The following is a 16001-nucleotide window of genomic DNA, read 5'->3' on the forward strand; positions in this document are numbered from 1 at the left end:
TATCCCGGAGAGATGGAGTGCGGGGCCGCTCGGTTTTCGTAGTTGGTGCTGTAGCGGAACCTCTCGCACGGCTCTCGCTCCGGGAGGCCCGACATCGGGTAGGCGACCTACACAACGTCGGGCCTTCCTCGCGAGAGCCGCACTCGAGAACCCGCGGCGGTGCCGGCTGCGAGGGTGGTCGGAGTGCGGCCCGCGGGCGCGGTGGGAGCTCGGCACTCGTCGGAGCCAGCGGCGCGTCAATTTCGCGAGAAATCGACGGAGCTCGGGGCACGCCGCCGCACCGGGGTGTCAATTTCGCGAGAGATCGACGCCCCCGCGAAACGGAGCACCGAGGGGGTGATCCGGGAACACGCGACCGCCACGCGGCTCGGATCTGGGCGTTCTCGTAGGCTGGGCGCTGTGAACACCTTCGGTCGTACTCTGCTCGCCACCGGTGCTCTCGGGGCCTCGGCGCTCGGTTACGCGGCGGGAATCGAGCGCACGCACTGGACACTGCGCAAGGCCACACTGCCGGTACTCGGGGAGTCGAGTCCGCGGCTTCGGGTGCTGCACATCTCGGACCTGCACATGACCCCGAACCAGACCTCCAAACAGCGCTGGGTCGCCGCGCTCGACGAGCTCGAACCCGACCTGGTCGTCAACACCGGCGACAATCTGGCGCATCCGCAGGCCGTCCCGGCGGTGTTGCGTGCGCTGGGGCCGTTGTTGGACCGCCCGGGAATGTTCGTGTTCGGCAGCAACGACTACTACGCCCCGAAACCCAAGAACCCGGCGCGGTATCTGCTGCCCTCCGGCAAGAAGAAGCGCATCAGGGGGAGGCCGCTGCCGTGGCGGGATCTGCGTGCTGCCATGACAGAACGCGGCTGGCTGGATCTGACACATCGGCGGCGACAGTTGACGGTGGGTGGGGTCACCATTCACACCGCCGGGCTGGACGATCCGCATCTCAAGCGGGACCGCTACTCGGAGATCGAGGGGAAACCGCCCGCCGAGGTTGGGCTGAGTCTGGGTGTCACCCACTCGCCGGAACCCAGGGTGCTGGACGCCTTCGACGGTGACGGCTATGACCTGGTGCTCGCGGGGCACACCCACGGCGGGCAGCTCTGCGTCCCGGGCTTCGGCGCGATCGTGACCAACTGCGAGTTGGACCGGGGGCGCGCCAAGGGGCCCTCCGAGTGGGGTGAGCACATGCGGCTGCACGTCTCGGCCGGGCTCGGAACCTCGCCCTACGCCCCCGTGCGGTTCGCCTGCCCACCGGAGGCGACGCTGTTGACGCTGGTACCGCGTTCGCAGCGGTCCGAGGAGTACCCCGCTCACTCCATTACGGGGACCCCTGTCGAATCCGGCACGGGCGTGGGATAGACTTTGTCGTGCCGTCGCGCGGTGATCCACTGCGTTGTCGGCGCAGCCAGTGGTAACCACCGATTCGATGGTTTCGGTGGGGTATCGGGGTGTAGCGCAGTTTGGGAGCGCGCCTCGTTCGGGTCGAGGAGGTCGTGGGTTCAAATCCCGCCACCCCGACAAAGGGATCCGGCTGTCGACTCTTCCGGAGTCGGCAGCCGGATTTTCGTTCGTTTACCCGGGCGTGTGTCCAGCCGAGTTCTGGATCTACCCGATGTCGGGGCGCCCGTGGTGCGGCGCCCCGGAGGTTCCGCAGGGGAGCGGTTCCGCCACTCGAGCGCGAACCCTCAGTTGTCACTCCGGGTCGCTTCGACCTGCTGATACGGCACCGACGCGCTCAGCCGCGCCGTAACGGCGTTGACCACGTCCTCGTGTCGCGGATCGTCGGCTCCCAGTGAAGCCGTGACCGCCTCGGAGATCATCGTCCGGAGCATCCGCTCGGCCGTCTCTACCTCCGCTTCGTTCCCGTTGCCGTCCTGCTGTGTCGTGGCGGCGTTCTTGGCGTACCGCTGGTGCAGCCGGAAGGTGTGCTTGTCGATGGCCCTGATGAAATCGAGGGTGGTCAGGCTCACCTCGTTGTTCACCTGGGACTTCCAACCGGGGTACTGGCCGGGGACGCGGCTGCCGGTGAGTTGTTCCAGAATGCTGAAAAGGGCGTTTCGTTCGTCGTCACGCATGTCTTCTCCCCGTGGATCGAGCAGTGCTTCCAGCTGTTGGCGGGTCCCCCGGTAGGCGTTGGCGTCGACGGGGCGCTGGCCCGCGACGGTGGCGGAGCTGGTGAACTGCAGCACGGCCACCCGGTTGTTGCCGTAGTCGCTCCAGAAGTGTTCGGGTACTCGTTGGTAGATCTCACTGGCGTAACCGCCGTTGTTGTCCGGGTAGCGGGATTTCCACAGTGGTGGGAATCCGGACAGGTCCGGCCTTCCCAGTCGCTGCCAGTACCACTCGGGCAGGTAGAGCAACGGGGTTCCGAAGCCGCGGGCACGCAGCTCGCCCAGCAGCTCGCCGGTCAGTCGGGTTCCACCGCCGCCCTCCTCCACGTCCAGGATCACCGGTACTTCGGGGGGCACCACCCGGGCGACGTGGTCGGCCTGCGCCGTCGCCGAGTAGTCCTCCCGCTGGTAGTGGTAGGCGGCCACCAGCAGCCCGGCCGCACGTGCGGACGCCAGATTGGCCTTGAACCTGGCGTCGACGAATCCGGTGCCCTCCGTGGCCTTGATGAACACGAACTCGAAATCCTCGGCCCGAGCCCGGTGCATGTCGAACGAGCCCTGATAGTGCGAAACGTCGATTCCGTAGATCATTACTGCTCCACATGAGCTCGCGGGAGGTTGTGCGTGCTCGGGACCCGTCGTTCCCGGGACTCCTCGTGGGACTCCGGGCACCCGGGTTTTCCGGTGAGTTCTTCTCGATGAGTTCCGGCAGTGCGAAACGTCTCGATCATCCTGACTCGTCGGCGAAGTGACAATCCTTCGACCGGCTTGTATCCCTCACCTGGTCGTGGGATACGTCCGGCGGTGGGGCCTCCCCACTCGTGGGACCCGGCATCCCCGTTGCCGGTGAGGTTGCCCGATCGGGCAGTATCGGTGTCGTGAGCACGTATCCCAGCGCCGAGATCCCAGCGACCCTGTTCGACGACGCGGACAAGGAGGAACGCTGGCGTGCGCGTTTCAGCGCCCCCCGTGTCTCGATGCCGGACTGGGCACGTGACGCTCCGGAACGGAGCCTGTACGTGTCGAACGTGAGCGGGACCTGGGAACTCTACGCCTGGGACCGCGCCGACGACTCCCACCGGCAGGTCACCGACCGGCCGAACGGCACGTTCCACGGCACGCTCGCCGCCGACGGCGAGCGCATCTGGTGGTTCGACGACACCGACGGCGACGAGTTCGGCGTCTGGCGCAGCGAGCCGTTCGACAAGCACGACGCGGCAGCCGTCGAGGCGCTGCCCGGAACTCACGCGGGGTATCCGGCCGGGTTGGAGCTGGGGTCGAGCGTGCTCGCGGTCGGGATGTCCACCGACGACGGGGTAACCGTCTGGATCTCCCGCGACGGTGCGGCTCCCACGGTGATCTACCAGCACGAGCAGGACGGCGGCCTGACGGGGATGTCCTGGGACGAGAGCCTGCTGGTGCTGTCCCATTCCGAGCACGGCGACAGCAGGCACCCCGCGCTGCGCGTGCTGCGCAGTGCCGACGGGACGAAGTTCGCCGAGAAGTGGGACGGCTCCGGTCTGGGGCTGGGCGCGCTGGACTTCGCACCGGTCTCCGGCGACACCAGGCTGCTCGTCTCGCACGAGCGGTACGGTCGTGAGGAACTGCTCATCTGGGACGTCGCCACTGACACCGAGACCGAACTCGACCTCGGCCTGCCCGGTGAGGTCGCGGCCGACTGGTACCCGGACGGCTCGGCACTGCTGATCGCGCACACGCATCAGGCGCGCACGACGCTGTACCGCTACGAGATCGCGAGCGGCACGCTCGTTCAGCTGCCCACCTCGAAGGGCACCGTGGGGGCGGCCTCCGTGCGGCCGGACAGCGCCGTGGAGTACACCTGGTCCTCGGCCGCCGTACCCGGTCGGGTGCGGGTGCTCTCGTCGAGCGGCGAGGACAGCGTGCTGCTGACCCCCGGTGGGATTCGGCCCCCCGAGTCGCAGCCGGTCGAGGACGTGTTCGTGCCGGTTCCCCACGGTCCCAACGACACGGTGCACGCGCTGCTCGCCCGTCCGGAAGGCGCGGACAGCGGGCCGCTCCCCACGGTGTTCAGCCTGCACGGTGGGCCGCACGCGGCCGACGAGGACCGGTTCTCCTCCTACCGCGCCGCCTGGCTGGAAGCAGGGTTCGCGGTGGTGGAGGTGAACTACCGGGGCTCCACCGGTTACGGCTCGGCCTGGCGCGACGCGATCGAGGGGCGCCCCGGCCTCACCGAGCTGGAGGACGTGGCCCTGGTGCAGGACTGGGCGATCGACAACGGGCTGACCACCCCGGAGCTCAGCGTGGTCGCCGGTGCCTCCTGGGGCGGTTATCTCACGCTGCTCGCGCTGGGAACCCAGCCGGACCGCTGGGCCAGTGGAGTGGCCGGTGTGCCCGTGGCCGACTACGTCTCGGCCTTCGCCGACGAGATGGAGCCGCTGCGTGCCTACGACAGAGCGCTGTTCGGAGGTTCGCCCGAGGAGATCCCGGAGGTCTACCGGGAGTGCTCCCCCATCACCCACGTCGATCGGGTGCGGGCTCCGGTACTGGTCCTCGCGGGTGACAACGATCCACGGTGCCCGATCCAGCAGGTGCTGAACTACCTCGACCGGCTGGGGGAGCGGGAGGTGCCGTTCGAGTTCTACCGCTACGACGCCGGGCACGGTTCACTGGTCATCGCCGAGACCCTCAAGCAGGTGGCCACCGAGATCCACTTCGCCAGGCGGACAGTGGGGAGCCACTGAGTGGCTGCCGGTGCGAGCCGGTCACACGGTGGTGCGTCCGGTGCTGAGCGGCTCGTGCTTGCCGGACCCCGCTCCGGGAAGAAAAAGGTGCCGCCCCGCAGGGGCGGCACCTCGTCAAGCCACAATCCCAGCGGTATGGCCTGTCACGGAAAGTGACTACCAGGGACCGTCCCGGAATCTTCGGCTACTACGATACGCGCCGTGCGTTCCGTCGACAATCAGGACTCCGGCGAAACCGGGAACGACACCCTGTTCTCGCTGTTCGGAGTGCCCCGGATGCGGGGTTATCTGGATGCCTGCGGTGGTGACCCGGTCGTCGCGTTGGAGCTGTACCGCTGGAACACTCGGATCAGCGGCGCATTCTGGGAGACCCTGAGTCATCTGGAGATAGTGCTGCGCAACGTCTTGGCGAAACGTCTCGCGGTTCGTCACGCGGCTGCCGGGCGAGCCGGTTCCTGGTTGGACGATCCGAGCCGGGAACTCGACCATCGAGCTCGCCGAGAGATCACGGAGGCCCGTCAACGCGTCAACCGCAAGGGAAAGACCGCCAGTGATGGCCAGATTCTGAGCGAGCTTTCCTTCGGATTCTGGCGTTTTCTGCTCGCGAGGCGTTATGCGACCACCCTGTGGCCCGATCTCGCTCGCGGTTTTCCAGTGGCACCCACTCGGGCCCGAACGGTCGTCGAACAGCCGGTAACCCGGCTGCACGAGTTCCGGAACAGGTTGGCTCATCACGAACGTATTTGGAACCAACCGCTGAAAGAGCGCCACGATGACATCATGGCTCTGCTCGGTTTCGTTCGAGGTGATCTTCCCGACTGGGTAGCCGAGGAGTGCCGTGTGTCAGCGGTGCTGGTCACCTGCCCGATCGAACGTCCTTACCCGTAGACGTGCGCGGTGCGAGCCGGTCACACGGTGGTGCGCCCGGTGCTGAGCGGCTCGTATGCTGCGGTAATGGTCGATCCCCGCTACATCGGCGTGTTTCACGAGGTGGTGCGTACCGGTTCCTACACGGCGGCGGCGCGCAGCCTCGGCTACAGCCAACCGGCCGTGAGCCAGCAGATGCGTGCCCTGGAGCGAGCGCTGCGGACTCCGCTGTTCCTGCGCGCGGGTGGGGGACTGGAACTCACCGAAGCGGGCCGGATCCTGGCCGGGCACGCCGATTCGGTGGTCGAGGACCTCACGGCGGCGGCCAACAAGATCACCGCGGTTCGCGAGCTGCGTCGTGGCAGCATCCGGCTGTGCGCCTTCCCCAGCGCCAGCGCCACACTGGTGCCCAGTGCGGTCGCGCGGATCACGGAAAGCCACCCGGAGCTGCGCATCCAGCTCAGCGAGGCCGAGCCCCCCGACTCGCTGGAAGCGCTGCGTCGGGGTGAGTGCGACGTCGCGCTGGCCTTCAGCTATCCCGAAACCGAGGAGTCCCCCGGAGACGACATCACGGGAGACGACATCACCGGGACCGACGTGCTGGACGACCCGATGGTGGCCGTGCTGCAGGTGGCTCACCCGCTGGCCGGTCGCGACTCGGTCGAGCTGGGGGAACTGGCCGGACAACGCTGGATCGCGGGTTGTCCGAGATGCCGGGACCACTTCCTGCGCTCCTGCGGGAGCGCGGGGTTCGAGCCGGACATCGCCTTCACGACGGACGACAACCTGGCGGTGCAGGGGCTGGTGGCCGCGGGTGTGGGGATCGCGTTGATGCCCTCGCTGGTGCTCTCCTTCCTGCGGCACCCAGATGTGGTCGGCGTACCTGTGGAAGGGCTGCGCCCCCGCCGGGTGACGGCCTACGCCTTGTGGGAGCAGCATCGGATACCGGCCACCGCGCTGTTGCTGGAGACGTTCGGCAGGATCGGTGCTGAGACGGCCGCCGACGGCTGAGCGGTGCGCTCGTGTTCGCGCCCGCGCTCGCCGGTTCCGCGGGCCTCACGGCAGTGGTTCCGATCATAGTTCCGTCCCGCCGCGGTGCCCGTTCCGTGCGGCTATAAGCCCGGTTAGTACCCGCCAAAGAATTCGGTGGTCGACCGGGGACCGTTCCGCTGTGCATGGTTTCGACATGACCACCATGCGGAGCGAGCGGTCGAGCCCTCGGCTGACCGAGCTGACTGACGTGATCCGTGACCGCGTGCGCGCCGGAGTCGACCAGGCCCACACCGCCGACCTGGTCAAGGAAGCACTGCGGCCGTTCCTAGACGTTCCCGGGCTGCTCACCGAAGAGCAACGACGCGGCGACCCGGAGCGCTATCTGCAGCACGTGCTGCACGTGGAACCGGACGCGAGCTTCTCCGTGGTGGCGCTCGTCTGGCTGCCCGGGCAGCAGACCCCGGTGCACGATCACGTCGCTTGGTGCGTCACCGGCGTTTACCAGGGCGCCGAGAGCGAACAGCACTACCGGTTGTGCGAATCCGATCGCGGGCCGTACCTGGTTCCCGGGGAGCTGGTCACCAATCACGCGGGGGAGACCTGCGGATTCGCTCCTCCCGGGGATATTCACCGCGTCCGCAACTGTGGTACCGGAACGGCGATCTCGCTGCACGTCTACGGCGCCGACATCGGAGAGCTCGGCACCAGCGTGCGGCGGGTCTACGATCTCCCGGTGCACGAGTGATCGAAGTTCTCCGCTCGGGTCGTCGGGATGCTCGCTCGGCGGAACCTCCCGCCGTGGTGTGAGCGGCGAGAGCGGCCGGGTCCGCGTGCGGTCCCGATGGTCCGCTCAGGCGCGCAACGTGCGCAGCGCCTCCCGGACGTGCCCTTCGGCCTCGCGCAGCGCGTCCGAGGCGCTTTCGACGTCCACCTCACCCAGCAGATGCACCAGGGCGGTCTTGAGCTCCCCTCCCGCCCGGTGCAGCGCCAGTTCGCAGGTTTCCGGTGAGGCTCCCGTGGCCTCGCGCAGGATCCGCACGGTGCGGGTTCGCAACTTGGCGTTGGTGGCCACCATGCTGACCATCAGGTTGGAGTAGGTGCGCCCCAGTCGGATCATCACCGCGGTGGAGAACGAGGTCAGCACCAGCTTCTGGGCCGTTCCCGCCTTCATCCTGGTGGAACCGGTGATCGGTTCCGCTCCGGTGTCCACGGTGATCGCCGTGTCCACCGCTCCGGTGGCGCGGCCGTGCGGGTTGGACGAGACCAGTCCGGTCCCGGCGCCGAGAGTCCGCGCCGCTTCCAGCGCGCCCAGCACGTAGGGCGTGTTCCCCGAGGCGGCCAGGCCGAGCACGAAATCGTCCGCGGTGGCGTTCCGCTCGATCGCGCTCGCCCCGGCGGCGGTGTCGTCCTCGGCGTTCTCCACCGACTCGCGCAGCGCGGGTTCGCCCCCGGCGAGGTGGGCCACGAACCAGTCCTCCGGCAGGTTGAACGTCGGGACGAGTTCGGCGGCGTCCAGCACGGCCAGCCTCCCGGAGGTCCCGGCACCGACGTAGTGCACCCTGCCGTTCGATTCCAGCGCCTTCACCGCGAGATCCACGGCGTGCGCCAATTCGGGCAGTGCCCTCCCGACGGCTTCCGGCACCGAGCGGTCCTCGGTGTTGAGCCGTTGCAGCAGGTCGAGCGTGTTGAGCAGGTCGATGTCCGTGGTGCGCGGATTGCTCCGTTCGGTCGGCGACTCCGCCGACGTGGGGAGGTTCCCGTGCTCGGCGGACCACTCCGTTCGGGAGTTCCGGGGCGCACCGCTTCGACTCACCGGCTGTCCTCCCGGTGTCTGCGCTTGTCGGGACGCACTCGCAGTCGGTGGTTGCCGACGGCCTCGGAAGTCGCCTGCAGCGCCGTCTTGGCGTCGTCGATGTGGCGCTGCGCCACTCCCACGAACAGGCAGTCGATCACGGTCAGCTGGGCGATCCTGCTGGCCATGGCTCCGGAGCGGTAGGTGGTTTCGCGGGCGGCCGTGGTCAGTACGAGGTCGGCGATCTCGGTTACCGGGGAACGTTCGAAGTTCGTGATCGCGGCCGTGGTGGCACCTTGGGTGCCCGCCTCGCGCAGCACCTCCACGGTTTCGGTGGTGGCGCCGGTGTGGGACACCCCGATGGCCACGTCGCCGGGCTCCAGGATGGCCGCCGAGGTCAGCGCGTTGTGCGTGTCCGGCCAGGCGAAGCAGGTAAAACCGATCCGGTGCAGCTTCTGTTGCAGGTCCAGCGCCACGAACCCGCTGGCCCCGACTCCGTAGACGTCGATCCGGCGTGCCCGTGCCACCGCGTCGACCAGTGAACGCAGCGCGGTGACGTCGAGCTGGTCCGTCGTCTCCTCCACGGCGCGTGCGTCCGCGTAACCGATCTTGTCGACGATCTGGCCGATGTCGTCCGTTTCGGAGATCTCGCTGCCCAGATCGCGATCCCTGCTGGTCGTGCGCGCCGTGTCGGCGGCGAGCGCGATGCGGAGCTCGGGGTAACCGCTCACTCCCACGGCCTTGCAGAACCGGGTGACGGTGGTCTCGCTCGTCTCGGCGGCCTCGGCGACGTCGGTGATGCTGCGGTGCGCGATCGAGGAGGGGTCGGCCAGCACTATGCGGGCCACCCGCTGCTCGGCGCGCGCCAGGCCGGGCAGCAGTGAACGAATCCGGACGAGCGGGCTGTGCTCACCGGATTCGATGCCGGATTCGTCGGGAGTGGCCATGTGGGAAAGTTACTAACATCACTGTTGCTCGGTCAAACGGAGTGGTGGCCGTGAACCGCTTCCACCACCACCAGAATATGCCACCGGCGCCGGTTTCCGCCGCCTTTTCGGGATGGTTACCGGAAGTAGCGGGGAGCGGAGGAACCGAACTCGGTGAAGTCCGCGCACAGCAGCCTCCGAACGGCTTCCGGGTCGTCGCGCACGCGGGGATCGAGCAGTTCCAGTTCGTGTGCGACGACCCTGTCGAAGTCCGTTCCGAGAACCACCATGCGCGGATCGTAGGTGGTTCCGCCGCCGCCGATCGAGCCGTTTTCACAGCTCGCGGCCGCTCCGCGCTCACATTCGACCAGCTTTCACATCCGCGTGGTGTGCTGCGGCTCCACGTAGACGATCACCCGGTGGTCGCCCGGTTGGTCGTAGGGGTACTCGTCGGCGTCCATGTACTTCTTGGCCATCCGGTTGATGAACGCCCGGTCCGGGTCGTCCTCCACCCGGGCGACCCGGCCGCGGACCTCGATGTAGCGGTAGGGCTGTTCCGGATCGAGCGCGGAGATCGCCAGCCGCGGCTCCCGTTGCAGATTCCGGTACTTCTGGCGCGTGGTGGTCTGGCTGAACTTGAGGTACTGCCCGTCCCAGTCGATCCACACCGGACTGGACTGCGGCTCTCCTTTCGGTCCGATCGTGGCGATGTGCGCGAACGAGCGCTTGTTCAGGATGTCCTCGAGATCCTCCGGAATCACGGACAAGGCGTCTTCCCTCCTGCCGGGTGAACACGGTCGACATCGGCGACGCTATCGCGAAATGACGCCGGGTGCCCGTGTGGAAAAGCTCCGTGTTCGACCCGTTCGAAGGACTCGGACGGTTTCCCGAGAGCTTCCCCGACGGGACGGCCCGGGACTCAGCGTTGTGCCACCAGGAAGCCCGCGCCGCGCAGCCTGCTCGCCTCGGCCTCGCCGTCGAGCACCGTCCGGCCCCCGGCCGAGAGCCTGATGCCGTCCAGATAGACCCCTCTGCCCACGTACCGTTCGTCCGGCACGAAGCGCCAACGCACCAGTGTTCGCCCGGAACGCCCCTGCGGAACGGTACCGCGCACCCGCCACCAGGCACGGTGGCCGGAACCGGCCAGTTCGGTCACGGGGTGCCTCGGGGAGCCCGGTCCTCTGGTGTGCAGCCGCACCGGGTTCCAGGAGGTCCCGCCGTCGTCGCTGTACTCCACCAGCAACCGGTCGGTACCGTCGGTGTCCCGCTGGGTGTCCACGAACGCCCCGAACGACACCCGCAGTGGGCCGTCGGTGGCCACGGGGTCGGTGGTCAGCGTGGCTTCCCCCCTCGAGGTGCCGCCACCGGTGAACCAGGCGGTCGGGCCGTGCCGTGGCTCCACGGCCATGGAGCGGGCCAGGCCCTGTGCCAGCGCCACCCGTGCGGGGTTGTTCGAACCCCACTCCCGCGATGGGTGGACGCGGTTGGTCAGCAGGATCGCCATGGAACGCGACCGCGGATCGAGCACCATCGATGTCCCCGTGTACCCCGTGTGCCCCGCACTGCGGGGGCCGGTCAGCCCAGCCATGTACCAGCGCTGTTCCAGCTCGAAGCCGAGTCCGTGCGAGTGCTCCGGGAACTCGGTGTTGTAGTCGGTCAGCAGCAGCTCCACGCTGCGCTCGCGCAGGATGCGCTCGCCGCCGTAGCTTCCGCCGTTGAGGATCGCCTGCCCGAGCACGGCCAGGTCCTCCGCCGTGCCGAAGATTCCCGCGTGTCCCGCTATTCCTCCCAGCGACCAGGCGTTCTCGTCGTGCACCCGACCACGCACCATGCCGCGCGGCGGATCGCTCTGGAATTCCGTGGCCGCGATCCGGTGCAGCTTCGAGCGCGGCGGCAGGTAGCCCGTGTCGGTCATGCCCAGTGGTTCGGTGATTCCCCGGGAGACCACGCTGTCCAACCGACGTCCGGTCACCCGTTCGAGCAGTTCACCGAGCACGATCATGTTCGGATCGGAGTAGTCGTAGGTGCTGCCCGGCTCGGCGACCGGTTCGAGGTTCATCACGTGCGGAATCCGCTGCCGCTTCGGCAGCTCCCACAATTTCACCACCGATTGCAGTCCGGAGGTGTGGGTCAGCAGCTGGCGCACCGTGATCCCCGACTTGCCGTGGTTGCCGAACTCGGGCAGGTACCGGGCGACCGGTTCGGTCAGCTCGACGCGCCCCGCCTCGACCTGCTGCAACACCGCTACGGCGGTGAACAGCTTGGTCATCGAGGCGAGATCGAAGATCGTGTCCGGGGCGGTTCTCTCCTGCTGTCCCGGGGGAAGCTCGGTGCCCGCGCCGTCGGCGTAGCGCAGTTCGTGGCCCATCGCCTCGTGACTGACCACCATGCCGTCGTGGGCCAGCAGGCTCACCGCGCCCGCGTACATCGGTTTCTCCCGCTCCGGAGTGGATTCGCTCCAGTCGGCCAGTCGCGCGGTCGCCTCCCGGATCGGTGCGGGCGCCAATCCGGCCCGACGAGGTGTGGCCTCGCGTAGTCGCGTGTCCGCGGCGGAGAACCCCTCGTGCGGCAGGTCGAACCGGCCGCTCGACCGCACTCCGGGGGCGGGAGCGGAAGCGCAGGTCGTCACGGTCAGCATCGACAGCAGTGCCGTCACCAGCAGCGGGTTGCGCATCCTCACCTCACGGCGCTGGAACTTCATCGGCTCGGCTCCCGTGGTGTTCGGTCGGCGGGGTGTGTCGTGCCCTGCTCGGTACCCGGTTCCCTGCTCGGCACCCGGTTCCCTGCCCGGCTCCGGTTCTTTGTCCGGCCCCCCGGGGCGCTGTCCGAGCCCCGGTCGTGCCGGTTCAGCGGTACAGCAGGTAGGGGCGGCGTCGCCGCCGGAAATCGGCCAGTTCCTCCTCCCAGGCCCCGATGACGTCGGCCGCCTCCGCTCCCGCGTCGATCATCTCGCGCAGGCGGGCGGAGCCGGTGAGGTCGTCGATCCAGTGGTCCGATCGCCACCCGAACACCTCCGGGTAAAGCCCTCGGGCCCGCACGAGCATCCGCACCGCCGTGCCGATCGCGTCGAACTCCGCGTCTCCGGTGCGGTAGAGCCGTACCCCGCCACAGGTCTTTTCCCGGTGCTTGGAGAAGGTCGGCACGAAGTGGGTCTCCCGGAAGTAGGCCCCTGCCGTGCCTTCCGAGTTGAGCCGTTCCGCCCAGCGCCAGTCCACGCCGGGTGCCCCGACGATCTCGAACGGCCTGGTGGTTCCCCTGCCTTCCGAGAACACCGTGCCCTCGAACATGCCGGTTCCGGGATAGACGCGGGCGGTGTCCGGCGTGGGCATGTTCGGACTCGGCGATATCCAGGGCAACCCGGTTCCGGCGAACGAGTGCTTCCTGGACCAGCCGGACATCTCGACCACGTCCAGCTCGGGTAGCCGCTCGTTCTCCCGCTCGGGCAGGAACTCGGCGTCGAACATGCGTGCCAGCTCGCCGACGGTCATGCCGTGTTGCTGCGCGATCGGCAGTTCCCCCACCCCGGAGGCGAACTCGGGATCGAGCACCGGGCCCGCCGCGTGACCGCCCAGCGGGTTCGGCCGGTCCAGCACGGTCAGCGGCACCCCGACCCGCACTGCCGCCCGCATCGCGGTGTACATCGTCCAGATGTAGGTGTAGAAGCGGGTTCCGACGTCGGCGATGTCGAACACCAGCCGGTCGATCCCGGCCTGCCGCAGCATCCCGGCCAGCTTCGTCGTGTCCGCCCCGTAGGTGTCGTACACCGGTATCCCGGTCCGGGGATCGGTGTAGTCGCCCTCCGAACCGCCCGCCTGAGCGGTGCCCCGGAAACCGTGCTCCGGGCCGAAAACGGCCGTCACCTCGACGCCCTCGGCGGCGTGCATCTCGTCGACGATGTGCGGCAGCCCCGCGCGCGGCCGGGTGACAACGGAGGTGGGATTGGCGATCACGCCGAGCCCGGCGCCGCGGAGGCGGTCCCATCCCGCGGCGGCGAGCTCGTCAGCCCCGGTCCGGACCGGTTCGTGCGCGCCTCCTCCCCCGGAGTCCGCTTCGGAGCCCTGCTCGGCACTGGCGGCCGAGGCTCCGGTGAGTCCGAGCATCGGAGCGGTCACGGCGGAGGAGAGCAGGAACCTCCTGCGGTCCAGTTCACCCAATTCGTCACCTCACCAGGTGATTCCGTGGCCGAACGGATAACGCGGTGTGTCGGGGCGGTCCGGCTCGGGGACCGGAACCGGCAACTCGCCCGAGGGAGACACCACACCGAACAGCACTCTTGTCAGGGATCGCATCGACACTTCTCGGTAGGAGTAGGTGGCCAGCCAGGTGCCGATGTCGTCGACGCAGGCCGCGTCGTAGGGATCGCGCACAGCCACGGCGATCACGGAGGCACCCGCACGGCTCAACGAGCGGAGCAGCTCGCGCTGCGCGCCGCCGGAGTCGCGCCAGGCACCGTTGGTCAGCACGATCGTCACGTCGTGCCGTTCGGCGCGGTCGACCGCCTCGCCGATCAGCCGGTCGTCCGGCGAGTCGCCGGTGTGCAGCGTTTCCGTCATCCGGTGCTGCCGCCGGACCTCGGCGGCCAGCTCGGCGGTGGCCGTCTCGCCCCACCCAGTGACGAGCACGCTTCCCGCCGCCGTCCGCAGCGGCAGCAGGCCGGGGTCGTCGCGCAGCGCCGTCACGGTCTCGTCGGTGATCCGCAGCGCCTGCCGCCGGTGCCGGGCAGTGCCGACCGTCCGATCCACCGCCGCGGTGTCCACCAGGGGAGCCGAGATCGTCCCGCGTCGGTCCTTCATGCTCAGGATCCGCAGTACGCTGCGGTCTATGTCTCGTTCGGACAACCTGCCCGAACGCACGGCATCGGTCACCGCCCCGATCGCCGTGGACAGGTCCCCCGGCATCAACAGCTGATCGGCTCCCGCCTCCAGCGCCAGCACGGGAACGTCCTCGGCGGGGTGCAGCTCGTGCACTCCCGCCATCCGCAGCGAGTCGGTGACCACCACGCCCTGGAAACCGAGTTCCTCGCGCAGCAGACCGGTGAGAATCCGGCGCGAAAGAGTCGCGGGCTCCCCGGAGGGGTCGAGTTCGGGGAACTTCAGGTGTCCCGTCATCACCGCGTCGGTGCCCTCGTCGATGGCGGCGCGGAACGGTGGTGCGTCCAGCCGTCGCCACTGCCGCTCGCTGTGGTCGATGACGGGAAGGTCGGTGTGGCTGTCCACACTGGTGTCGCCGTGACCGGGGAAGTGCTTGACGGTGGCCGAGACCGTGTTTCGCGCCGCTCCCGCGCGCTGGTAGCCCCGTATCTGGGAGCGGGTCAGTTCCGCGGCCAGTTCCGGCGAGGAGGCGAAGGAACGTACCCCGATGACCGGGTTCTCCGGGTTGACGTTGACATCGCCGACCGGCGCGAAGTTCTGGGTGATGCCCATGGCGCGCAGCTCTCGACCGGTTATGCGTGCCGCACGGCCCGCCGCACCCGTCTTCCGGGTCGCGCCCAGCGCCATGCTGCCTGGCAGTACCGTCGCGGGTTCGCCTATCCGGGTGACGGCGCCCTGCTCCTGATCGGTGGCGATGGTCAGTGGAATTCCGGCTCCCGAGCCCAGCGCGGCACGCTGCAACCCGTTCGAGAGTTCGGCGATCTGCCGTGGATCCCGCAGACTGTCGGTCCAGGAGAAGTGGATGACGCCGCCGAGCCGGAATCGCCGCACCACCTCGGCGGGAGATCCCACCCCGTACTCCGTGCGGTTGGTGGGATGGTCGGTGTCGACCGTGGCCCCGTACACCACCGTCACGAAGAGCTGCCCCACCTTCTGCGGTAGCGACATGTTCCGCACCGTACGGCGGGCCCAGTCGGTTACCCCCGTGAGCGGTGGCCGGTCGGCTCCTGCCGCATCGGACGTGCCCCGGCGGCGCTGTCCGTCCTTGCCGTCGGCGGCGGCCAAGGTGCCCAGCGTCGCCGTCCCCAGCGCGACAGTGCCGAGCTGCCGCCTGCCGAATGTCGCTGCCACGAGGGAGCTCCCGTTCCACGGAACTTGGATTCGCCGGTGGCGGCCGTCGTGGGTTCTGGAACGCGGCGGAGAACCGAACGCATGGGAGAACCGTGAGTGTCCCACCGGATACCCGATCGGCTGTGTAAGTTACCCACCGTGTGTGAGGCGGTCAACGCTACGCGCCGCGCCGGTGACTTTTCGTGTGAGTGGTTCCACCGCGGCAGGGGGCGTCCCTGGACATGATGGTGGCGCCCGCCAGTGACTGACGAGCGCCACTCTCCCGGCGCGAACCTGCGGGTTACCAAGCGTGTTCTAGCTGTCGTATCCTGCGGGCTCGGCGCCCGGCGTCCCGGTACGCAACCCTGAGAACGACTGTGCCTTTATTCAGCGGCTGCGCGTGGGTTCCCGCCATCGCGCCCGGAGCCCCGTCGGGGAGACGTTGCTTCTCCTCCGCAACGTCCCTGGCCAACCAGGGTTCCGTACTTCCTTTGTAGACCGCGCGACGAGCTCTCGCAAGTCCCGGAGCGAGATCGTCTCACGGGCTCGTGACGGGCGGGCGGTGAACGGGACTCGTCACGGGGTCCGGGGCGCTTCCCCCGTGG

Annotated in this window: 13 protein-coding genes and 1 tRNA gene; 6 read left to right on the plus strand and 8 right to left on the minus strand. The window is 68.6% G+C overall.

The window, feature by feature from the left end; genetic code table 11:
- Positions 1-399: 399 nt before the first annotated feature.
- Both BM150_RS07820 and BM150_RS07825 read left to right on the plus strand, forming a co-directional pair.
- Positions 400-1362, plus strand: coding sequence for a metallophosphoesterase (locus tag BM150_RS07820; protein WP_092925522.1), 963 nt, complete (start codon positions 400-402; stop codon positions 1360-1362).
- A gap of 85 nt (positions 1363-1447) precedes the next feature.
- Positions 1448-1521, plus strand: a tRNA-Pro gene (locus tag BM150_RS07825).
- A gap of 167 nt (positions 1522-1688) precedes the next feature.
- On the opposite strand, the gene BM150_RS07830 is transcribed toward BM150_RS07825, so the two are convergent.
- Positions 1689-2705, minus strand: coding sequence for a glycoside hydrolase family 25 protein (locus tag BM150_RS07830; RefSeq protein ID WP_092925524.1), 1017 nt, complete (start codon positions 2703-2705; stop codon positions 1689-1691).
- 287 nt (positions 2706-2992) lie between these two features.
- Here BM150_RS07830 and BM150_RS07835 point away from each other — a divergent pair, with 287 nt between their 5' ends.
- From BM150_RS07835 to BM150_RS07850, 4 genes are all read left to right on the plus strand, one after another.
- Positions 2993-4837, plus strand: a complete 1845-nt coding sequence (locus tag BM150_RS07835) for a prolyl oligopeptidase family serine peptidase (protein WP_092925526.1) — start codon at positions 2993-2995, stop codon at positions 4835-4837.
- A gap of 201 nt (positions 4838-5038) precedes the next feature.
- Positions 5039-5725, plus strand: coding sequence for an Abi family protein (locus BM150_RS07840; RefSeq protein ID WP_245755343.1), 687 nt, complete (start codon positions 5039-5041; stop codon positions 5723-5725).
- 66 nt (positions 5726-5791) lie between these two features.
- Positions 5792-6715 (plus strand): LysR family transcriptional regulator, encoded by a 924-nt coding sequence (locus tag BM150_RS07845; RefSeq protein WP_092925528.1) that lies wholly within the window; start codon positions 5792-5794, stop codon positions 6713-6715.
- A gap of 175 nt (positions 6716-6890) precedes the next feature.
- Entirely contained in the window at positions 6891-7442 is a 552-nt protein-coding gene (locus BM150_RS07850) for a cysteine dioxygenase family protein (protein ID WP_092925530.1), read from the plus strand.
- Positions 7443-7547: 105 nt separating this feature from the next.
- On the opposite strand, the gene murQ is transcribed toward BM150_RS07850, so the two are convergent.
- From murQ to BM150_RS07880, 7 genes are all read right to left on the minus strand, one after another.
- The gene (gene murQ / locus BM150_RS07855; RefSeq protein ID WP_092925532.1) at positions 7548-8510 is read right to left on the minus strand and encodes an N-acetylmuramic acid 6-phosphate etherase; all 963 of its coding nucleotides are present in this window, start codon (positions 8508-8510) and stop codon (positions 7548-7550) included.
- Complete coding sequence (locus BM150_RS07860; protein WP_092925534.1) at positions 8507-9436, minus strand: MurR/RpiR family transcriptional regulator; 930 nt, start codon at positions 9434-9436, stop codon at positions 8507-8509. Before BM150_RS07860 ends, murQ begins: the two co-directional genes overlap by 4 nt.
- A gap of 116 nt (positions 9437-9552) precedes the next feature.
- Positions 9553-9705, minus strand: a complete 153-nt coding sequence (locus BM150_RS23655) for a nuclear transport factor 2 family protein (RefSeq protein WP_139219471.1) — start codon at positions 9703-9705, stop codon at positions 9553-9555.
- 84 nt (positions 9706-9789) lie between these two features.
- Positions 9790-10182, minus strand: a complete 393-nt coding sequence (locus BM150_RS07865; RefSeq protein WP_092925536.1) for a PPOX class F420-dependent oxidoreductase — start codon at positions 10180-10182, stop codon at positions 9790-9792.
- A gap of 152 nt (positions 10183-10334) precedes the next feature.
- Entirely contained in the window at positions 10335-12116 is a 1782-nt protein-coding gene (locus BM150_RS07870; RefSeq protein ID WP_245755344.1) for a serine hydrolase domain-containing protein, read from the minus strand.
- A 145-nt stretch (positions 12117-12261) separates the two neighbouring features.
- Entirely contained in the window at positions 12262-13515 is a 1254-nt protein-coding gene (locus BM150_RS07875; protein ID WP_092925730.1) for an exo-beta-N-acetylmuramidase NamZ family protein, read from the minus strand.
- 63 nt (positions 13516-13578) lie between these two features.
- Entirely contained in the window at positions 13579-15417 is a 1839-nt protein-coding gene (locus tag BM150_RS07880) for a glycoside hydrolase family 3 protein (protein WP_217641448.1), read from the minus strand.
- Positions 15418-16001 lie beyond the last annotated feature (584 nt).

Source organism: Actinopolyspora alba (assembly GCF_900112765.1).
In the GTDB taxonomy this organism is placed as follows: Bacteria; Actinomycetota; Actinomycetes; order Mycobacteriales; family Pseudonocardiaceae; genus Actinopolyspora; species Actinopolyspora alba.